We start from the raw sequence: 20,754 nt of genomic DNA, 5'->3' as shown, positions 1-20,754 counted from the left end.
CCTAGAGGAAAAAGTCCCTCGCGCTCACGATGCGGATGCCGTCGATATCCGTGTCGTAGGAACCCTGCCTCACGACCACGATCTTCTCGTGGTTGTCTCGTATCGACTTCAGAGGGGCGATCTCTCGCTCCCTGGTCTCGCTTGCGAACATCTCGTCAGTCGCCTGCACGTAGAGCACGCGCCCGTCCTTCGTCGCAACGAAGTCGACTTCCTTGCCATAGAGCTTGCCCACATGCACGCTCCATCCTTCGTAGAGCAGCTGGAGATACACGGCGTTCTCGAACAGACGGCCAGTATCCGTGACCCTATAGCCGGCCATCCAGGTCCTGAAGCCGGTGTCGACGATGTACTCCTTTGGGTTCGTCTTGAGGAGCGCCTTGCCGTGCAAATCGTAACGCGTGGCACGATAGAACAGGAAGGCCTCCTCAAGCGCACCCACATACGAGGAAACGGTCTTGTTCGTGGTCTTCGGCCCCGCAGAAGTTAACGCGCCGGCGATTCGACTCGACGAGCACTCGTTGCCGATGTTGTCCGCCAGGAATTCGGCCACATGGCGCAGCAGGGAAGGGTCAGTCACCGCACTTTTGCCCTTCCCGCGCTCACGGTTGACAATATCACGCACGGCGATGGCTTCGTAGACGCCGGACATGTACGCCGAGTGCTGCGCCTGGGTCGTCGAGAGGGATGCGATGGCTGGCATGCCCCCGTACTCAAGGTAACGAGTAAGCATGTCGTCGAAGAGAACGGGATCCCCCTCGGGAGTGAGAGCCACCGAAGTTCCCGATACGAACTCGATTCCGCAGAAGTCGGCGAACTCGGAGAAGGACAGGGGCAGCATCTTTACCTCTACGTAGCGCCCGGAGAGATAGGTGGCCAGCTCGCTCGAGAGAAGATACGCATTCGAGCCCGTGAGGTAGATGTCGCAATCGAAGTCGATCCTCATTGCGTTGACCGCATCCTGCCAGCCATCGATTCTCTGGGGCTCGTCTATGAAAACGTAGGTGCGACCCTTGTCCGACAGGCGCCCGCGAACGTAATCATAAAGCTGGTCCTCCGTCTTGATGCCCGTACCCTTGCTTTCCAGGTTGACGCTCACAAAGCCGCGGCCAGCGACTCCTTCAGACTCGATGGCCATCCTAATTAGATCGAGAAGGCTCGACTTGCCGCACCTGCGCACGCCCGTGATCACCTTGATGAGGTCGGTGTCACGGAAGAGCATCGCCTCCTCGAGGTATCTATCGCGGTTCCTGAGTCTGCCACCCTTCAAAAGCTGCTCCTAAAACTCGAATCTGGTTACACTTTTAGGAGTATCGTAACTCCACGCCACAAGATGAGCAAAGAGCGCACCTCGAGACGGATCGACCAAGGGGATTACGCACCTGCCGGGAGGCAGGGCAGCTTGCTCGATCGACGCGGACTACCAATTGATAAACCCCAAAAGCCGGACCGCACGGCGGCGCTCGTTTCGCTAAATCGGCTTGATGGGATGGCGAATCACGGCCTTGAGCTTCTCCGGCGCGTACTTGCGCGGGTCGGAGAGGTAAATCTCGTGACAGAGGCGGGATTCGGAGAAGTCGGGCGCATATCCCCGTTCCGCCGCAAATGCACGCATGGCGCCTATGATCGTCCGCTCGTCATCGTAAGGCCCGTATAGCAATGGGCGCGGATTCGGAAGATGCCGCGCCCATTGGCAAACACTATAGCATAGAATCGAACGTCTGTTCTATTCCCACTCGATAACGGTTGCAGCAGGTCAACGCTTTGACTAAAATTGCTCATGGGTATCTAGCAGCGCAAATTCAAAGAGCAGGCGATACTCATTTGATACTCGTTAACGCTCCAGAGCGTTTTCCAGCCACGGATCGGGTCCGCCCTTAGCCGAATACTGAACTCGACAAGAGTCGCGGCACCATATCTTAGTACGGCCCTTCCTCGGCCTTAGGAAAACGTTGCCACAGTTTTTGCAGATAGCAAGTTCGTTGTCGCCCGGGAAGAACACCTCGTTCCACAGAGCCGTGATCAGAGAGTCCACCTTGATCTTCGCGATCCCCTGCCTATCGAACAACGCCTCGTCGTCTACCGACGGGTTCATCCAGCCCCACATCATCTGCCGAACGAACCGCATCGCGACCTCACGGGGCTCTTCCCCTTTGTTGAAGCAGGCGCACAGGTAATTCTGCTTGACGTTCTTGCTCTCGGCGTAATTTGTCGCGACGGGGGCTGAAAGGTAGTTAACGGAATGTCCGTGCTTCAGCGCTGTTGACCATCCTCCACCATCGAGCCTGGACATGAGAAGGGGCGCCTGATAGGCCAGCGAGAGAAAATGATCCCTTGCATCGGATGCGGGAGTATCCGCGTTCCTCGCAAAATACGTGTTGAACGAGCACAAGCGGCGATACTGAGCGTCATACTCATCAAAACAAGCGTAGCTGTTGGCAATCTTACCGAAAGCACCCCTCGAAAGACTATCCAAGGTGAACCCAGCAGCCTTTAGCGGGTCATCGCTTAAGGCGGAGACGTCTCCCCCCTCAATCTCAGGAGGGTTAATCACGAAACTCATCACCCTCGCGGCGATGACAATGTTGTTGCGCAGATCCATCCAATCCTGGAGGGGCTCGATGGAAACCTCATCGCAATCGTCGAACTCCTCGAGCTGCTCAAGGAACCCGTTCTTCGTCGCATCGTAGCCCTCGCAGAGACGGCGAAGCGCGCTCTTGTTGATGACGTCATTGCCGACAAGCTCGAGATATGCCTCATCAACAAGCCGTTCATGATCCATGCCGACGAGCTCGCCGCTTTTGAACGCTTCTTTTACTTCGGAGACTCCCCGGACTCTCTCCCCCTCTTCGCCGAGTTCGAAGAAACTCTTGGCACTCGGCTGGCCAAATCTGTCACGGGACATAACGCCAAGCGCGTCAATTGCAGACATAAGCTGGTCGAAGTTGCGTGCAAGTACGAAGTCATTGAAGGTCTTGGGCGTAACGTTTGCCGGATTGGCTTTTAGCTCGTTGTTGGAGTAGGCACGGAGCACGACATGCTGCCCGCCGACACTCCTCCTGGCAATCGCAGTCTTACCCTTCACCGCATCCTCCAATCTCTTCTGTGTACATGAGTGTACAGAGTATTTCGATTCACTGCAAATATTTACGTAATTTTACAGTACCGGTGAAAGAAACTAGCAGTTCATATTCGCGTAATCTATTATTACGTTTTAGAGCCATTCTATTGTCAATTTTCGGAATGAGGTTTGGTCGGCTCACATAAAGAAGGACGGCATAGCTTTTGCAGGGCCGCCGTCCAAAAAGTCCAATTCGAAAATGAAAAGGGACCAGATATGAATTTTAGCACCATGAATAAAGCTCGGAGGCAGGCCTTGTTGCGCGAACACGACCTTGGGGCGCCGCTGAGCCCCGAGGATTTTGCGTACCGTCTCCTCTCCCTCGAGCTCCGCCTCGAGGGAATTGAGGGCTGCCTGGCCGAGACTGCCGGCGGCAATACCTCGAAGGAGGTGAACTAGCATGGGCGAGGAGGGGCTCGACATCCCCGCCGTTCGCGACACAAAGCGTCGCGACCCGAGCATCTCGGAAGCGCGCCGAACCCTCGAGGAGCTTGGCCTCAACGCCGCATACGACGAGATGCGCGCGGCTATCGTTGTCACCGGACCTCTTCCCTGGGACCTCAATGCAAAGAGTCGCAGCTGGAACGAGCTCGATGATGCGCAGCTCATCTCGCTGCTCGAGGACTGCATCAACCTTCGAAGCGAGAAGACGCTCGGCAACGCGATGACAATCTACACACGTGAGCGCTCTTTCAACCCACTGACAGACGAGCTCGATAACCTAGTGTGGGATGGCAGAGAACGCGCCGGCAGCCTGCTCTGCAAGTGCCTGGGCGCACAGGATTGCGACTACACGCGCGCCGCCGAGACCGTATACCTATGCGGTTCGGTCATGCGCGCATATCACCCAGGATCGAAGTTCGACTACGTCCTCACCCTCGTCGGCGAGGGCGGCCTCGGAAAGTCTACGTTTGTCCGCAAGGCGGCTCTTCACGACGCGTATTTCACCGACTGCATCGGCGACCTCGGAAACGTCAAGACGACCGGCGAAGGCCTCAGTGGCAAGTGGCAGGCAGAGCTTCCCGAGCTCAGTGGTATGAACGGCCATTCACTCGAGTCGGTAAAGGCAGGCATCACCCGCGCCAGCGACACCTACAGGCAGGCCTATGGCAAGCGCGCCCACGATCACCCGCGCGCCACAGTCTTCGTAGCCACGACGAACACCATCGGATTCCTAAAGGAGAAGAGTTCCGGCGCCCGTCGCTTCCTCCCCGTTCTCTGCGGCGTCAGCGATATCAAGATGTCGGTCCACTCCCCCGAGTTCGCCCATGAAATCGCGCAAACCTGGGCCGAGGTCGTCGGTTGGATGAAAAAGGGAGACCCTCGTTTCAGCTGCGCGCTCAGCGCCGAAATGGAGGCCGAAGCCATGCATCAACGCGAGGGCTTCCTCGAAGAAGACCCGCGGGTCGATGCCATCAACACCTACCTGGCCGACAATCGCGACCATCCCGTCTGCTCGCTTGAGATTGCCGAAAAGGTGCTCATGAGAGACCCAGACGTCAAGCTGTGCCGGGAGATCTGCAGCATCCTCAACAACGAATGCCCGGGCTGGAAGTTCGCCAAGAAGATCATCTGCGGTAGTTACGGCAAGCAGCGAGCTTGGCGCTACACGCCTCCCGTCGCTGAGAAGTAGAACCTCTGTGGGGCCGGTGCCATAGGGCACCGGCCCTTTTCTTTGCCTTTGCCAACAGGGACATCCCGGCACGGTGCCGATGGTGCCGATTCTCACCCCAAAAGCGCATCACAAGTGCACCTCGCCGATAATCGTCATCCTGGCGCCCGCTCCCTTTCCTGGCATATATCGGCCCCATCGGCACCCGAGACAAAACCTACAGGTCAGGAGCGCGCAGGCTTCCATGGAACCACATAAGTCGGCCACCCGAAGGGCACCCGCGATTCACGCACGGCTCCGGTTTTTCAATAATTACGTTTCTACCAATTATATTTCGTAATTTCCGGTATTTCTGTTGTCAAACCATAATCCTAAGCGTAATATACGTTTCAGTGACATTCAAAACGTAATATTGAAAGGAGTTAGACAATGACCAGCCGTTATTTAGGAGCGGCCGAAGTCGCCGAGCTGACGGGCATGAGCAAATCCTATGCTTTCAAGCTGATTCAGAGACTTAACTTTGAACTTCAGGACCAGGGGATTATCACCATCCCCGGCAAGGTGGAGACCGCGTACTTTAATCGCCGCATGTGCTCCGCCTCCCACCCCGACGTCGGTGGTGACGCCCATGTCCATTAGCAAAGACGAAAAGCTTGGAACGTACATCGTGCAGGTCTGGTACAGGGACGCCCTCGGCGAGCGCCGCAAGAAGACCCATCGCGGCCACAAGACCAAAGCCGACGCGCGCCGGTGGGAAGCGGACTTCCTCGCCTCGTGCAAGGGACGTCTAGAGATGAGGTTCGACGACTTCATCAAGACGTACTACCAGGATGTGAGCCCCCGGTTGAAGCCCGGTACCAAGCTCACCAAGGAGGCGATTATAGGCAAGTACCTACTCCCCTACTTCGGAGAGATGCGCATGTGCGACATCGTTCCCGCTGATATCGTGCGCTGGGAAAACCAGCTGCTCGCATGCGATTTGTCGGACACCTATCTTCACACCGTCTGCAACCAGCTATCAGCAGTATTCAACCACGCGGTTCGCTTCTACCGCCTATCCTCCAACCCGGTGCTCGTCACGGGAAAGGTAGGCAGCAAGAAGCCGACGACCGAGATGTCCTTCTGGACCACCGACGAGTTCGAGGCCTTCATCGAGGCGCTGGCCGACAAGCCCGAATCCTACCACGCCTTCATGCTCCTCTACTGGACCGGCATCCGCGAAGGCGAGCTCCTCGCCCTGAGGCCGATGGACTTTGATTTCGAGCGCGGTCTGCTCATGGTCCGCCGTTCCTACTCCCGCATCAAGGGGAAAGACGTCATCGGGACACCCAAGACCAGGAAGTCGAGGCGGGACGTCCTCATGCCCGACTTCCTCCGCGACGAGATGGAGGACTATCTATCGACCCTGCCCGACCTCGAGCTCGAAGACCGCATCTTCACGATGACGAAGCACAAGCTCGCCGCGGAGATGAGGCGCGGGTGCGCCTCGACCGGCGTCAAGCGCATCCGCATCCACGACATCCGCCACTCGCACGTCAGCCTCCTGATCAACCTGGGATTCTCGGCGAACGCCATCGCCGACCGCATGGGGCATGAGTCGGCGGAGATCACGGAAAACTACTCCCACCTGTTCCCCTCGACTCAGAGGAGCCTGGTTGACGCCCTGAACGAGGTGGGCAGGCATGAGTAGGCCAATCGTGGACCATAAGGGAAGGCGCCGTTGCAAGACAGTCGCCTTCCGCATCTCCCCTGAAGAGGCCGATCAGCTCGACCTCAAGGTCGCCCTAAGCGGCCTCTCGAAGCAGGACTACATCACAAAATGCCTCCTCGAGTCCAACTTCACAGTGAACGCGACGGTGAGGATGAGGAAGTCCCTGAAGGAGCAGATCGGCCTCATCGTTGCCGAGCTAAGGCGCATCAGGAACCCTGCCGAGATACCCGATGAACTCCTCGAGTCCCTCGAGGCACTCTCATCGTTCGCCGGTTCCTTCGCTCCCGAAGAATCGCCCGTGGAAACCCAAGACATGCTCATCAAGAACCTCGGCCGCCCGAAAGGAACGGGATGCACTGACGGAAAACAACCCAAGGAAAAGGAGAACCCCAATGATTAAGGACACCTTCACCCACAAGCCCGCGAACGTTTGCCAGGAAACCATCGTCGACATCCTGCGCGAGGAAGCGGCGCTCGCGGGCAGCGAGAGCCATAAGTGCACGCCCCTCCCCCTCGTCGAGCTCGCCGCCAAACATGGCAAGGGATTAGTCGTCGACCCCGAGAAGCTGATCCGCTTCCACGCGCTCGACTGCTGGAACTCCGTGGGAAACAAGCTCGCCGCAACACCGGGCGCCCGAAGCGACGAGGCCCGTTTCCTCGAGGGAAGCCTTGCCGCGGCAGGCTGCGGCGTCTACGTCGATTCGTTCTTCGACGTCGTCCTCGACAACTGGAGCGCGCTGGGAAACTACACGTACACGTTCCGCGCACTCGCCGACATCGTGGAGATGGGCGTTGGCTGGCCTGACGACCAGGTCTCCCGCACCGAGCTGGAATGCTGCCTTAGCGAAATCATCGAGGCCCTCGATGAGTAAGAGCGCCAAGGTCATGAGCCTCCGGCTCTCCCCCGATGACTACCGCCGCCTGCACGCCTACGGCGTCTCCAAGGGCCTGACCGACAGCGAGCCCGCCCGCGAGCTCATCGCGGGCGGGCTCGCCTCCGACGGCCTGGCGCTCTACTCCACCGAGCTCGGCGGCTACCTGCGCGGCGTGATGCAGCCGCTGCTCGAGCAGCTCGACCGCACGCTCGGCGAGCGCAACGCCGAGCAGGAGGACCGCATCGCGCGCGTCGTGCACCGCGCCACGCGTGCCTCGATCGTCGCGGCAATCGCCTCCGTCGAGATCGAGAAGGGCACGTTCAATGGCCTGGACGGCGTGAGCGCATCGGACATCTACGCCGCCTACGACAAGCAGGCCGGCCTCATGCAGCGCGGCATGACGCTCTCGGAGGCGAGGGAGCGCCTTTCAGATGGCAAGTCGTAGCAGCCTCGTCGTGAACGCCCGCGTGCACCTCTCCGGGTCGCGCGGGCGTTCCGCCGTCATCACCAACAACGTCGAGTACGTCGCCACGCGCGAGGGGGCCGACAAATCCGCCACCGTCGACGACCTCAGGCGCTCCGAGCTCGCCGAGAGGATGGGAATCGTCGGCTACTGCGCCGAGAGGCCCGGGTCGACCGCGCTCTTCGCCCAGGACGGGGCCGTCCAGCTCCGCACGGCCCGCAGGGAGCTCGAAAAGGCCGACGGCGCGATTGCCACCGTTGTGCTCAGCGTCCGCAGGGACGAGGCGTGCGAGCTCGACCTCGCGTGCAAGGAGGACTGGCAGCGCTTCTGCCGCCGAAACCTCACGCCGGCGCTTGCCGAGGCAATGGACATCCCCGAGTCCAGCGTCCGTTGGGTAGCCGCCGAGCACGAGAACCACCCGAACTCCAAGCACGTGCACGTTATTGCTTGGTCGTCCGATGGCTCGTTCGATTCGCTCATGGCCCGCAACAGGCTCGACCGGGCAAGAGGGGCGCTCACCGACGCGGCCCTGGCCCCGGCGCTCGCGGCCGAGCACGAGGCCCGCGACCTCGCGAGGTCGCGGGCGGTCGACGCCGTCCGTCATATCCCCGCCGACGAGATTGGCGTCACCCTGCCTGCGGACGGCCGCATCTCCTACGCGCACCTCCGCCGCTGGCACCCAGATGTCGCCAAGGCCGTCGATGCCGCAATCGCGGAAGCAGGGTCGAGACACCCTGAAATCAAGGGGGCGGGCGCAGCTTACCGCAAGTCCGTGGAGCGCTGCGCCGACCTTAAGGGGCTCGAAGGCGTTGCGCGGGACCGCTACGTGAACGACGCCATGCACGAGCTGCGCGCGCGCCAGGGCAACGCCCTGCTGAGGGTCATCGCACCCGACCGGGCAACGGACCCCGAAAGGGAACCGTTAAGGTCCGCAAGGCCGGACGACGGGCCCGCAACGGAGCGCAGGCGCATGAGACCGCTCGTCGGCGAGGTCCGCGCCTGCGTCGCCGGTAAAGACCTGGAGAGGGCACGTGAAGCCGTGCGCGAGCGCAGGCCCATCCCGGAGAGGTGCCTCCGGTCATGCCCGTCCTACACACTTTCCATGGCAAAAGCCCCCTTTGCTGTGGGCAGAGCCCTTGCCAAAGCGCTCGCGTTCGCAACGGAGAACCCCAGAAGCAAGAAGGACCCGTCAGATGAGGTCGGCCAGAAAGCCGAGCGCGCGCTCGCAAGGGCGCTCACGGCCGCTGCATCGGCCGCGATCAGGGGCGATGCGGCGGGCATCGTGCTCGACCCCGCGAAAACCATAGTGAAGGGAATGGTTCTATGAGCAAGCAGAAGAGCTTCAACGTCGACGAGGGCGCGCATCTCAAGCGCTGTGTCGCCGCCGGCACGGCCGCTGGGACCGCAATCGCGCTCGTCCTGCTGCCGGCTGCATGGCGCTGGCTGGAAGCATGGGTCATCGGCATCGCCGCGACGCTCACAAGCTTCGGGACGGCCGCCGCGCCCGAACTCCCCGATGTCATGTTCCAAAACCCGTTCGAAGTCCTGCCGGAGCTGATCCAGAACGATGCTTTCCTCGTGGGATGCGCGGCAACCCTCACTGTCTCAATGACTGCCGGCATCTGGAACCATCTCGACTGGTCCCGTTGGCTCCACGACGGGACCTGGGTCGGCGGGCGCCGCGCACCCGGCGCGCCCATCCACGGCGACGCGAGGCTCATCTCGGCGCACGGCGAGCTTAAGCGCCGGAGCGAATCGTGGCAGGAAGGCGGCAAGCCCTCGGGCGGCACGTTGGTCGTGGGCGAGATCGGGAGGAGCGTCAGGCTCATCGACTCGGTCCATGCCTGTATCCTCGCCGAAAGCGGCGAGGGAAAGAGCCGCCGCGTCGCCATAATGTCTGCCATGGCAAACTTCGAGCAGGGGCGCTCCCTCATCATCAATGACATCAAGGGCGAGCTCAGGGCCTTTCTTGAGCCTGTGTTCGAGAAGACGGGCACTCACCGCATCGTCGACGTGATGTTCGACGCGCCCGCGTCCTCGGTTCGGTTCGATCCGCTCGAGAGGGCAAAGGAGGCCTTTAGGGCGGAGGGGGCCGGCGGCTGCGCACGGGAGCTGCGTGAGCTCGCGCGCTGCATCGTGCCCGCGCCGTCGAAAGGCCAGCCGTTCTTCTACGACGGCGCTCGGAACCTCTTCGTCGGCATCTCCCTCGCCCTCATCAAGGACGCGTCCATCCCGGAAGACGAGAAGACCGTCATGTCCGTCGCTGCCGCGATCTCGCCGTCGGGCGATCAGGGCCCGCTTGACCGCATCGCCGCCCTGGCGGCGTCTTTGCCCGCGGAAGACCCCGCGCTCCCCTTCCTCGGCGGGCTCAACGGAGAGCACGGGGGCGGGCCCGGCATCGTCTCGACCTTGAGCAGCTGCCTCACCGAGTACGTCGACGGCAACGTGGCTCGGATGCTCCACGATGACGAGTGCGGCCTCGGGGGCATCGGCGAGGAGCCCACTGTGGTCTTCATCTCATCATCCTCTGCAACGGGCAACTACAAGCGACTCGTCCAGACGTTCGTTTCCCAAGCGCTATCGGCGCTGCGCTCCTGCGCCGCAGGCCATGCCGGGCGCTGCCCCGTCGGGACCGTCCTCCTCCTCGATGAGGCGGCCTCCCTCGGCCGCAACGAGAGGATCGTCCAGGACCTGGGAGAGATGCGCTCGGAAGGCGTCCATGTTCTCTGGTTCTGTCAGTCGCTCCTCCAGCTCCAGTCCGTCTCCGGCTACAGCCGAGAAGAGGCCGAGACGATACTCGACCTCCTCAAGGACAAGGTCGTTCTCTCCTGCTCCAACCTCGACACCGCACGCAAGCTCTCGGAGTCGATGGGCTCCTACACGGCGGTCGCGCAGTCCACAAGTCGAACGAAGGGGACGAACACCGGCTCGACGGGCACGAGTGAGGGACTCGTGCGCAGGCCGCTCATCACGCCCGACGAGCTCCAGCGTTGGACCGGCCGCGAGACGGGAGCTCTCGTGATCCATGACGGCGTGCCGATGGCCTTTCCCAGCAGGGACGTTACCGAGACTTTCGTGGGACCCATGCTCGGAATGACGTCACCCGATGCCGAACGAACACTCATGGAGCAATCGACCGCCCGCCGCAAGGTCAGGAACGAAACGGCACCGAAGGTTTGGCGGGGCCCGACCGCCCCCGACGCCACGTCGACAGCGCCGACGAAGCCGAAAACGGCCGCAGGATACGTTCCCGAGGGCTTCTAGCCGCGTAATCGCCCATATCCAGCGGAAACGCCTCAATCAACTACGCGCCCGCACCCGCGCACTACACGCGGGTGCGGGCGTTTTTCGTTTTAGGTGCAGGCATCTACCTGCGCTTTCGAACTCGGCTCGCCGAGTTGCGCCGTTCGCCTCCGGCGAAACGTAGTGGAGCCTTATCCTGCACCGCCGATTCTCGGTGGAAATAGAAGTCAACAGGTCTCGCGATATTCGAATAGCATAAAAAGAAGCAGCGCCGCGCATCCACAGATATTTTTCCAGCAATCCGTCACCGAGTCATCCCGTAAACAGGTCGGAATCGAAAAACTCCCTTAGAGAAACACCAAGGCCCCTTGCTATGCGCTCTATGTTCTCGATCGAGATGTTCCGTTTCCCGGTTTCGACCTCGGCAAAATAGGTTCGAGACATCTCTATCGAGAACGCAAGGGCTTCCTGGCTGCATCCAAGAGCGTTTCTCAGTTCCTTAATGCGAAGTCCGACTTTCATTTTTGCATCTAGCTGAGTCATTGGTACCTCCCGACTGGTGGTGCCAATGATTTGAGGCGGACCTATATAAGTCACACCTATATGAGTGACAATTTGCAATACAATGCTCACGTGGCCCTTTTCCCGGTTGAAGGGATCGCCGTAAGTACCATCTATGAATCAAAGGAGAACTGCCATGGCGATGAATGTATCCCGGCGCGGCTTTTTGGGCGCTGTCGGACTGATGTCGATTGCCGGATTGAGCGGCTTGAGCGGATGCGGGATGACGGGAGTGAAGGGAATGACGCTCTATTACGTATCGGTCTGCGACAACGTCGCCCTCGGGAAGATGACGAATAACAAGCTGGGTTCCGAGACGACGATCACCTTCGACGACGGGGACGGCTGGCATTACGCAGGGTCGTTCGAGTCCTCGGGAACGTGGAGGCAGGAAGACGAGAACATCGTATTGAGCTCAAGCGAGCTCGGGACCCTGACGCTCAAGAAGGCCGACGATGCGGATGCCTATATCCCCTCTGGCGACGAGGAGTACGGCGAGCGCTATTTCCTGAACGAGGACGATGCGAAGAAGTACTACGAGGACTACACCGGCAAGGCGGTCGCCCGCGTCAAAGAGCTGCTTGAATCGCAGGAATGGGAACGCTCGAACCGGCCGGAGTCCATGGCGAGTCCCGAGGAGATCAACTTCGACAGCGGAAAGATCGCATTCAAGAAGGCCTCGTATAACCAAAAGGGCTATCTGTTCACCCAGGGTCCCAGTGATGACGAATGGGCCGCATCGGACCATTCGGGAAAGTACAGCCTCACGGTCAAAGACCAGAGGGCGAAGGATACCGACTCGACACCGCGCCCGCTCGTTTACAAGGGCGAGCTGACGGCCGATGGGGCGTCGGTGGCCTACACCCTCGAGAAACGTAGCGACAGCCTGGTTCTGAAGCTGGGAGAGACAATGTATGATCCGGTGTTCACGAATGGAAAATAGCGGTCGAATCAAGCTCTTCGGGCGCGAGTTCTCCCGCAAACAGGTCTGCGCGGCTGGTGCGGGAATCCTCTGTGCAGCGCTTCTCATCGGCGGCGGTGGATATGCCATCACACATGCGGATTGGACGGGAGATTCCAATGCCCCTGCGGTGTCGCAGTCGAAGGACGATGAGAAACAGGATATGGTGCTTTCCCTTGAGGTGAAGGCTGGCGGCTGGGATGCGGACACCTCCACGCCCGTCATCGCCCATATCGAGGATGAGGACGGGAAAGTAGACTTCTACACTGCTATCGCCGCGAACAAGCAGGTGACCGTGAAGGTCGGTGAGTCCGGTACCTATACCGTCACATTCATCTCACCGGTAAACGCCGACGGCTCCATCTATAAGGTGCCATCGAAGAAGGTTACCGCCGGAAAAGCCGACAAGACAGTTGCCACAGGCGTGACTTTCGATAAGGTGGATGCGGACAAAGTAACGAAAGATGACCTGACAGCCATTGCCAAGGACGTTGCGGAAGCCGTGAAGAAGGGCGATTCCACCCTGACCGGGGACAAGGGTGCCGAGGTCGTGAAGAAGTTCGAGGACAACATCAAGAAGAACCCGAACGCCGATACCGATGCCGTCGAAAAAGAGACCGAGAAGGCTCAGGAGACCGCCAAGGAGGACAAGTCCGATGCCAAGGCACCGGAGACCTCCGACGGCAAGAAGGATGATGGGAAGGCCACAGGCAGCGCCGATAATTCTGGAAACAAGAGCAATTCATCCTCCAAGAAAGACGAGGGAAAATCCGATAGCAAGCCAAGTGGCGGCAACAGCAGCAACTCCGGCTCAAACACCAATTCAGGCAGTTCATCGAAAAAGGATGACACCCCGGCGCATCAGCACAACTGGGTTGCCCAGACAAAAACCATCCATCACGACGCTCAGTACAAGACCGTCCACCACGACGCGGTGACGCATCAGGTATGGCATGACGCAGTGACGGAGGAACACTATATCTGCAACCAGTGCGGTGCGGATATCACGTCTGACCCTTGGGGGCATATTAACAACTCTCTCATGAATGGTGGTAATTGCGGAAGCTATCACTCTACCTATGTGACTGTAAAGCAGGGGTATTATGAAACCGTGACCGACCAAGCGGCCTATGACGAGCAGGTGCAGGTGCGCGATGCATGGGATGAAACTGTGACCACCGGGTACAAGTGTTCTTCCTGCGGTGCCACGAAGTAGCTGGAAGTTGTCGAATTCTAGACCGCAGCGGCCAAGCATCATGTTGAGATCTATTGATGCCACCGGACGCACATGACCCAGTATCCTCCAAGCCCCTGAGACACCTTAGCCAAGGTTCCAAGGGGCGTCGCCCCTTGGCGCGCAGGGGTTCGGGGATGGCGCGAGGCATCCCCGGAAAAGCTGGCGCGGGCACGCCGATGGCATGCCCGCGTTCTCTGTATGCTCCTCACCCCTCTCCGGCAAAGTACACGGTCCGTCCGCTCTCGCAATCGATGCTCTCCACGTCGCCGAATCCGATGCGGACGGCAGCCCATCCGCCCCCATCCTCCACCATAGCGTCGGCCTCGTCGCGTGCGTCCGAGACGAGTCGCCCGAGTTCGGGCGACCCCTCCGGAGCAGTGCCCACCTCGAACGCCCCGCCCTCGCCGCCCGACTCAAACTCGACGACGACAGTCAGCCCGACGGCTCCGCCCGGGGACTTGCCGAATCTGCCCACGGCGTCAAACTCGTCCATCTCCATGGAGCTACCTCCCTCTGACGGCGCTGAGCGGCTTCGGCTCGAAGTACTCGTCGCGCTCGACGGCGGCGAACCCCATTTGGCGGTTCAGCTCCTCCATCTCCTTGATGCTGAAGTAGCCGAGCTCGTCGTCATAGCCCTCGACGAGGCCGAACGCCTCGTCCGTCCCATCGAACTCGAGCAGCCACCAGTCCCATCCGTTCACGCACGAGAAGTAGTGGACGTATACCGTGGGGTCTTCCACGCCGTCTTGCTCATAGAGCCTCGGTAGCCCCTCCGCAATCTTCCTCGTCATCAGCTCCTGCATATCTTCCTCCGTTCCGGGCACCCTGCCCTCAACATCTCGCCCCTGCGGGCAAAGCCGAATGGCGACGCCGCGCGTCGTCGTCGGCTTTGCTCCCTGCAAAGCCGCACCGGAGCGAAGGCGGGTCAAGGGAGGTCCATGACGACCTCCACCAACCGGAGCGGAGCGGAAGGTTTGTGCGGGGTCTCATGGGCCCCCTTGACGCGGCGTAGCGGAGGTGCCACCCGCGTAACGGATACAAGGTCATGACCGTGAATGCCACCGAAACGTTGGAAATCATGGGTCAAGACTGAAGAGAGGCGGCCGCCCCTAACGGACGGCCGCCTTAGTGAGCCTTGCTAATTCGGTTCTGGTATATGATCCGAGACGCCCGCCGGGCAAATCCAGACGATACTAGTGATAGTCGTTTGCGAAGGAGCCGTAGAAGAGCGCCTTACAGTCGACATCGCTGTAGCCCATCACGGCATCCTGCACATCGGATCGCAAGAGGTTGAGCACCTTGTACACGCCCTCGCCCATATCCCCGACGAAGAGTACCTGCTTGAACACGTCGGGATAATCGCGCAGATAGGTCACATAGCCCCTAAGCTTTGCCAGCGTGTCGCCGAGGAACTCGCCATGCGGGTCGACGATGGACGGCCTGATGACGCCCTCTGCATCTTTCGCGAAGAAGAGGAAGTCTGGATGCAGGGCCTTGCGTCCCACCGAAGACATGTACGGAATCGAAAACGCCTTGGCAGACATGCTGCCCGACGGATTGCGATAGAAGGCAACCGTGCGATTCTTTGCCAATTCGTTCCTAACGATATAGTCTTCCGCTGGGTTCAGGTCGAGCGGGCAGAGGCCGTCCTCTTTCTGCACGATATGACACGGATACTTAGCGAAGTCGTCCGACGTGCTGGCAGACGTGGGCCACTCTATCTTTGTTAGGCGCTTGCCTTCGGTTTCACGGGCCAGTTCGTCGTAACGCTGCTTTGCCGCGCCGTTAAGGTAGTCATAATCGCCAGATCCATCGACCTTATCGAAGTATTCCTTTCGGCATTGAGCCGCCCAGCCCTCGAGCGCATCGACGATGGCCCGTGTGCGCACCGCTGCGGCAAGGCGCAGGTCGCACTCGGGGCGCCCCAGCTCTTTGAAGTTGGCACGGCGATACGCCTGCGCGAACTCCTTCGTGAAGCGGATATCAGCATCGCGGGCGGCCTTCCTGAGGCCCTCTGCGTCCGTGCGGGCCTCCTCCTGCTCCTGGTCCTCGGTCTCGTTGAGCTTGTTGAGCGTGATCTTGACGGTCTCGGCTACCTCTACGTCGTGTTTGGCCTCGTTGTACTCGTCTTCGTTGGCAACGATGAAGCCCGAGAGCTTCTGGACGAACTGTCTGTTCACGTCTGCCGCGGCCCCAGTGTCGAGGCCGGTCTCCACGAGCAGGGTCGCCGTCTTAACCAGGCTCTGGAATTCGTTTCTAGCCTTCTTCGGAATGCGCTGGACGGGGATGGAATCGAAGGCCGTGCGGATGCCCTGCCACTCCTGGTGCGTGAAAGACTGCTCGCGCTTGGTGGGCGGCTTGGGCTTTGCCATGGGCACGGGTTTTACGACCGAGACGGGCTGGGTCGGCTCGGTCTGTGTGGAACTTGGCTCAGGTGTCGCAGGTTGCTGCGGGGCAGGCGCTGCAACGTAGTTGCCCGTTGCGGACTGAGGTGCCGGCTCCGCTTCTGGCGCCGGGACGTCGACGGGGCTGACCGCCGAGGCAAGCGAGGGCTGCGTTCCCTGCATGTCCAACGGCTCCTGAATCGCGATGCCGGCAAGCGGCGCCTGGTAGCCGGGTTGTGCCTGCCGCGCCGCCTCGATGGCCTTCTCGTTCTCCTCGTACGCCTTGAGCTCCTGTTGGTAGTCGGCTTCGGACTTGGGCGCAGCCGCCGTGATGGTCACGGGGTTGAGAACGATGTTCTGCTTGCCGATGGAGCTCTCGCCCATGTCGTCCTTGCGGCCCATGAGGTAGTCGACCACGTCCTGAGTGCTCTCGGGATTGAACTGGGGCAGGTAGCAGGCGACGGAGTTCAAAAGGTCATCGGATTCGATGCGCCGCGCGAGCGGGGTGCGTACCATACGTCCCACGAGCTGTGCGATATAGGTCGAGTCCGAACGCCTGCGCTGCGAGAAGATGACCTCCGCTCGCGGGCAGTCCCATCCGTTGGAGACAGCCTCCTTGGCGAAGAGTACGCGAATGCGCGAGGTGTCCTGAACGAACTCGGGCTCGACATAGGGAATGAGGTATTTTCCCGCCGCGATGTCCTTATGCTCGCCGAAGACGTTGGCGAACGACATCGCCTCGGAAAGGCCGGGGACCAAGCCCGTGATCTGGTCGCACATCTCGGCCAGGGCCGAGCTGCTCACGTTGTCCGCCGCTTGGATGAGCAGCAGCGGGTTGACGGGACTCTCGCCCTCACGGGCACAGTACTCGCCCCACTCGCGGCAGGCCAGGGCATAGCGCTCGCACGCCATAGTGAGGTACTGGTGCTCGACTGGGTCGTCCTTCTCTGGCACGCGCAACTCGATGATGTCCTTGAGCAGACCTGACTCCTGGACCTCGCGAGGGGTCACAGCGACCTTTGGCATACGCACGCGATCGGCGCGCTGGTCCATAGCTGCCTCGAACCTCTGCGGCGTGGCGGAGACACCAACGACAACGGGCATCGCTGCACGACCATCCAGGCCATCAATTAGGTTGGCGTAAATCGTCGCGGTGCCGCGCTCACTTGATGCATTGGCCCCCAGACCGCGGTGGGCCTCGTCTATGAACAGATAGAGGTTACGCTCCGGGTCCCTGATGGTGCGGTCAAGGATATCCCAGAACACGCGGCCGGAGTTGGCCTCACCACCCTTGGTGAGCAGGCCATTCTTGCTAAGCAGGTCCTTGCTGAGGAAATAGATATGGCGCGGTTCGAGAATGTCGTGCGCGGCTCCGAAGTCGTTGGTAATCGTGACCAGATGGCGCCTGTCGAGGATGCTGTCTGCCAGCTTGTCCGCCACGCTGGAGAAACGCACGCTCGTCTGCTCGTTCAGGCTCGGGGAATCCGAGAGCCAAAGAACAACGGCATTCTCGTCGGGCATGAGGCCCAGATCATCGTCTCCGAAGAAGAGTGCTTCGATCGTCGCCGCGCACATGACCGTCTTGCCCGAGCCCGTGGGAGATGCGAGGCACACCGAAGACAGTTCGCCGTCCTGCTCATAGCGTCGGCGCATCGACTGCAACTTGTTTGCCAGGGTCGCGACTGCCCCGGCTTGGAAATCCTTAAGTTCGACTCTCATGCTTACCTCACCGCATCCTCGGCGGCAATCTTGAACGATTGCAGGTAGTTCTCGTACAGGCGGACGACGTCGACCCCGGGCAGCTGTGCCTTGACGGAGGCATATCGAGCCGTGTCGTCCGTGATCACATAAGCGCACCCTATGCTGGCGTTCTGCTTGACGGCGTCTATGAAAGCGCCGACCGAAGCAAAGTCGAAGAGGACGGCGTAGGCGTCGGCCATGGCAAAGCCCGGCTGCTCGTGCTTGATGATGCTGCCACGCGAGCCAGCGCGCAGCCAGAGCAAGGGCGCGATCTCCTCGAAGGCCACGCCCAGCTCGACGGCGTCTGGGTCTTCGTAGGTGAGGTCGAAGAAGACGGCGTTCTCCTCGAAGCCGTCGGCCATGGGGAACTCATCGGTGAACTTGTAGTCACCCTTGATGAGATCGCCCTCGGGCGTCTTGCCCGTTATGGCCGCCGTGACGCGAGGTTTGGTAACGTACTGGCAGATGCCCAGCGCCTCCCATTCGGGGTCGCCTTGGCGAAGACCGCGCTTAGTGAGCTTTTTGGATTCCTCCTCTGAGACCTCGTTGTTCGTGATGCTGATGGAGTGCCTGCGCCCGCCGTCCTGATGGTTCAGGCGCATGACGGCGTGCGCCGTGGTGCCCGACCCTGAGAAGAAGTCGACTATACGGGCATCGGGCTTGTCGGCGACAACGGAAGCAATTGAGAGCTCGGTCGCATAAAGGGACTTCGGGAAGCTGAAAGACCGATGGCCTAGGAATCGCTTAATGTATCGACTTCCATATTCTCCAGCTGAGAATTGAGCTCCCGACCAAACTGTTGTTGGTATTGCAGTCGCCTCGCCAACCGCCTCGAGAATCGCAGACCCGTCATCGCGTCTGCCTACGATTTTCAGCTCGCCTTTTGCAAGCCTGTCTTCTTGAATATTGGCAAGATAAAGGAGCGTGTATCTATCGTTCTTCTCATCATATGTGCTTACTCGGGCAAAACCCTTGTCCAGCTTCTGTTTTAGCGTGGGTTGAGACATATGCCACGTGGCTTCACGTCCATCAGGGCGGATGGGCCAAATTGCGCGCAGCCCATCAACGCCCGGCACCGCGTGATAATCCATTTCACGAGGAATGCTATCGCCAATCGCCTCTATGGTTCGGCTTCTCTCGTTGATGTAGATTGGATAAAAGAGATTAGGTCGATCACTTCGCGCCGAATTGGAACCGCCTCTCAGCAGCCACTCCCAACGTACTTTACGTTGGGAGCGGCTGCTCGACGCGTCATCAGCCACTTTTTTCTCAAGTTCTCCGAACTCAACGGAATAGAGTCTGCGGTCCACTTGGCACGGCGTGGCGGTACCAAAAAAGCAGAAGACAGCGTACTCGTCAGCCCTCTTGAACTGGTTGCCGCGGGCGACCCCGTTCTTGTTTATGGTGATTGAAACCGTCTGAATACCGGTCGCGTTGGGAAAAACACTCTCTAAAAGAAGCTCAAGCCTTGCGTACTCCTTCTCATCGATCGTCACGATGAGTACGGAATCGTTGGGATTGAGCAGCTGCTTGGCGAGCTTGAGGCGGCGCTCCATGAAGGCGAGCCACTTGGAGTGGCGATAAGCATCGGAGCCGTCGACGTAATCGTTGTTGTATTTCCAGTCGCGGGCGCCAGTGTTATAGGGCGGGTCAATATATATGCAGTCCACTTTGCCTGCATAGGCAAAGGCCAAGGTTTCAAGAGCATGGTAGTTCTCGCCGTTAATGACTACTTGATAGGGCTTATCGCCACCGCGCTCGACACGCCCAGTCTCTTTGAGGCCAGCATAAATCGGCTGGTCATACTCAGCAACAGGCACGACATCGTCGACAGCAACGGAGCGGGGCTCACATTCGTTTTCGTCATATGAGGGCGATTGATATGGCTTTAGATCAGCAACCCCCCCCCCCGAACGGTATTTACCAACCAAAGCAGTTGGGAGCTAGAGTCCTCTTTTTTACCACGCTCGGGAAGCACCTGTACGATATCGCCCTTCATGATAGGTTTGCCATAAAGGCGAAGTCGTTCCGGGCGGTTGTGTTCAAACACAAGCCCAAACTGGCGCTGCGCAGCAAAGGCTCGGATGTCGGCAGCGAGCTGACGATCGCCCAGCTTGACAGCGCGATCAACAAGGTCCTGAACGACCGCTTGCGCTGTTTGAGACATCACTTCTCCCCCTTACACTTCTCGTCAATCCATTCGCGCAGGACCTTAGCCACCGTCTTATCCTGGCGCGCGGCATAGGACTTAAGAGCCCGCTTATCCTCGCGGGTTATCGAGAGCGTGAACTTATCCAGCTCCCTTTCGGCATGAACAGCCTGATCTTCCTCCATGGTCGTCCCTCCGAATTGCCTGTTCTACGTTCCTTAATTGACCGAAATCATTTTACTTCAGAATACGTAATTACGTAATTACGTAGGCTAATTTGAGCCATGCAGCACTCAATCACTAGTCAGTATTCGTTGAGGAATCGTTGGGGATAACGAATATATCGAGGTAGACACCCGTTTTTACCGTCTGTGAGTACCAGCAAATCGATACCCAAAACGTCGTGAGTACATTTTGAGTACCAGTCCGAGCGGCCTCTTGCGGGCGGACGCAATCTGCCGGTCAGCATTAATTAGAAATAAATTGATGGCGTTGCTTCGGTAATTGAAAGCACTTTAAAACATACCAGCAAACAATAATCCCAGCTAAACAGCTTGAGAGATTGCGTGGCTGGTTTGCATGTACCATATACACCACAATGCACAAGCACCCATGGCACGCAAATCAGAACCACCCTTAAAAAGGGTGGTTTGCTCTTAGGGTATAACCCACGGGCCCCGGGCTCGCGTCTAAAGGCGCG

Annotated in this window: 20 protein-coding genes; 11 read left to right on the top strand and 9 right to left on the bottom strand. The window is 59.6% G+C overall.

What is annotated here, in order from left to right; all coding sequences use genetic code 11:
- Position 1: 1 nt before the first annotated feature.
- On the bottom strand, positions 2-1,267 hold the full coding sequence (locus AB5767_RS02795; protein ID WP_368131460.1) for an ATP-binding protein: 1,266 nt from the start codon (positions 1,265-1,267) through the stop codon (positions 2-4).
- 564 nt (positions 1,268-1,831) lie between these two features.
- The gene (locus AB5767_RS02790) at positions 1,832-3,082 is read right to left on the bottom strand and encodes a hypothetical protein (protein ID WP_368131458.1); all 1,251 of its coding nucleotides are present in this window, start codon (positions 3,080-3,082) and stop codon (positions 1,832-1,834) included.
- 252 nt (positions 3,083-3,334) lie between these two features.
- Between AB5767_RS02790 and AB5767_RS02785 the strand changes: the two genes are divergently transcribed.
- The 9 genes from AB5767_RS02785 to AB5767_RS02745 all read left to right on the top strand — a co-directional run bounded on the left by AB5767_RS02785 (position 3,335) and on the right by AB5767_RS02745 (position 11,043).
- A complete protein-coding gene (locus AB5767_RS02785) occupies positions 3,335-3,517 on the top strand; it encodes a hypothetical protein (protein WP_368131457.1) in 183 nt (60 codons plus the stop codon).
- A gap of 1 nt (position 3,518) precedes the next feature.
- Entirely contained in the window at positions 3,519-4,751 is a 1,233-nt protein-coding gene (locus tag AB5767_RS02780; RefSeq protein WP_368131455.1) for a VapE domain-containing protein, read from the top strand.
- A gap of 408 nt (positions 4,752-5,159) precedes the next feature.
- Positions 5,160-5,369 (top strand): helix-turn-helix transcriptional regulator, encoded by a 210-nt coding sequence (locus AB5767_RS02775; RefSeq protein WP_368131453.1) that lies wholly within the window; start codon positions 5,160-5,162, stop codon positions 5,367-5,369.
- A complete protein-coding gene (locus AB5767_RS02770) occupies positions 5,359-6,420 on the top strand; it encodes a site-specific integrase (protein WP_368131452.1) in 1,062 nt (353 codons plus the stop codon). The genes AB5767_RS02775 and AB5767_RS02770 overlap by 11 nt, the downstream gene beginning before the upstream one ends.
- Positions 6,413-6,841, top strand: coding sequence for a plasmid mobilization protein (locus AB5767_RS02765; protein WP_368131451.1), 429 nt, complete (start codon positions 6,413-6,415; stop codon positions 6,839-6,841). The genes AB5767_RS02770 and AB5767_RS02765 overlap by 8 nt, the downstream gene beginning before the upstream one ends.
- Positions 6,834-7,313, top strand: coding sequence for a hypothetical protein (locus AB5767_RS02760; protein ID WP_368131449.1), 480 nt, complete (start codon positions 6,834-6,836; stop codon positions 7,311-7,313). Before AB5767_RS02765 ends, AB5767_RS02760 begins: the two co-directional genes overlap by 8 nt.
- On the top strand, positions 7,306-7,761 hold the full coding sequence (locus AB5767_RS02755; RefSeq protein ID WP_368131448.1) for a hypothetical protein: 456 nt from the start codon (positions 7,306-7,308) through the stop codon (positions 7,759-7,761). Before AB5767_RS02760 ends, AB5767_RS02755 begins: the two co-directional genes overlap by 8 nt.
- Entirely contained in the window at positions 7,748-9,106 is a 1,359-nt protein-coding gene (locus tag AB5767_RS02750) for a hypothetical protein (RefSeq protein WP_368131447.1), read from the top strand. Before AB5767_RS02755 ends, AB5767_RS02750 begins: the two co-directional genes overlap by 14 nt.
- Entirely contained in the window at positions 9,103-11,043 is a 1,941-nt protein-coding gene (locus AB5767_RS02745; protein ID WP_368131445.1) for a type IV secretory system conjugative DNA transfer family protein, read from the top strand. Before AB5767_RS02750 ends, AB5767_RS02745 begins: the two co-directional genes overlap by 4 nt.
- Before the next feature lie 291 nt (positions 11,044-11,334).
- Here AB5767_RS02745 and AB5767_RS02740 read toward each other — a convergent pair whose 3' ends face one another.
- Positions 11,335-11,565, bottom strand: coding sequence for a helix-turn-helix domain-containing protein (locus tag AB5767_RS02740; RefSeq protein WP_368131444.1), 231 nt, complete (start codon positions 11,563-11,565; stop codon positions 11,335-11,337).
- Positions 11,566-11,719: 154 nt separating this feature from the next.
- Here AB5767_RS02740 and AB5767_RS02735 point away from each other — a divergent pair, with 154 nt between their 5' ends.
- Positions 11,720-12,526 carry a hypothetical protein gene (locus AB5767_RS02735; RefSeq protein ID WP_270226013.1) on the top strand — a complete coding sequence of 269 codons (807 nt, stop codon included), beginning with the start codon at positions 11,720-11,722 and terminating at the stop codon, positions 12,524-12,526.
- Positions 12,516-13,760 carry a hypothetical protein gene (locus AB5767_RS02730; RefSeq protein WP_368131443.1) on the top strand — a complete coding sequence of 415 codons (1,245 nt, stop codon included), beginning with the start codon at positions 12,516-12,518 and terminating at the stop codon, positions 13,758-13,760. Before AB5767_RS02735 ends, AB5767_RS02730 begins: the two co-directional genes overlap by 11 nt.
- A 226-nt stretch (positions 13,761-13,986) precedes the next feature.
- Here the strand turns inward: AB5767_RS02730 and AB5767_RS02725 are convergent, their stop codons facing one another.
- The 6 genes from AB5767_RS02725 to AB5767_RS02700 form a co-directional block, all read right to left on the bottom strand.
- A complete protein-coding gene (locus AB5767_RS02725) occupies positions 13,987-14,280 on the bottom strand; it encodes a hypothetical protein (protein WP_368131441.1) in 294 nt (97 codons plus the stop codon).
- A 4-nt stretch (positions 14,281-14,284) separates the two neighbouring features.
- Positions 14,285-14,584: a DUF2958 domain-containing protein gene (locus AB5767_RS02720; RefSeq protein WP_368131440.1), complete on the bottom strand. Its 300-nt coding sequence runs from the start codon at positions 14,582-14,584 to the stop codon at positions 14,285-14,287.
- A 390-nt stretch (positions 14,585-14,974) separates the two neighbouring features.
- The gene (locus tag AB5767_RS02715) at positions 14,975-17,884 is read right to left on the bottom strand and encodes a DEAD/DEAH box helicase family protein (RefSeq protein WP_368131439.1); all 2,910 of its coding nucleotides are present in this window, start codon (positions 17,882-17,884) and stop codon (positions 14,975-14,977) included.
- A 2-nt stretch (positions 17,885-17,886) separates the two neighbouring features.
- Positions 17,887-19,725: a site-specific DNA-methyltransferase gene (locus AB5767_RS02710; RefSeq protein ID WP_368131438.1), complete on the bottom strand. Its 1,839-nt coding sequence runs from the start codon at positions 19,723-19,725 to the stop codon at positions 17,887-17,889.
- Positions 19,726-19,793: 68 nt separating this feature from the next.
- Positions 19,794-20,072, bottom strand: coding sequence for a hypothetical protein (locus AB5767_RS02705; protein WP_368153303.1), 279 nt, complete (start codon positions 20,070-20,072; stop codon positions 19,794-19,796).
- Positions 20,072-20,239: a hypothetical protein gene (locus AB5767_RS02700; protein ID WP_158553195.1), complete on the bottom strand. Its 168-nt coding sequence runs from the start codon at positions 20,237-20,239 to the stop codon at positions 20,072-20,074. Before AB5767_RS02700 ends, AB5767_RS02705 begins: the two co-directional genes overlap by 1 nt.
- Between the last annotated feature and the right edge of the window lie 515 nt (positions 20,240-20,754).

It is taken from the genome of Collinsella aerofaciens (assembly GCF_040926265.1).
In the GTDB taxonomy this organism is placed as follows: Bacteria; Actinomycetota; Coriobacteriia; order Coriobacteriales; family Coriobacteriaceae; genus Collinsella; species Collinsella aerofaciens_BB.
This window is presented reverse-complemented; position numbering and strand designations above follow the sequence as displayed.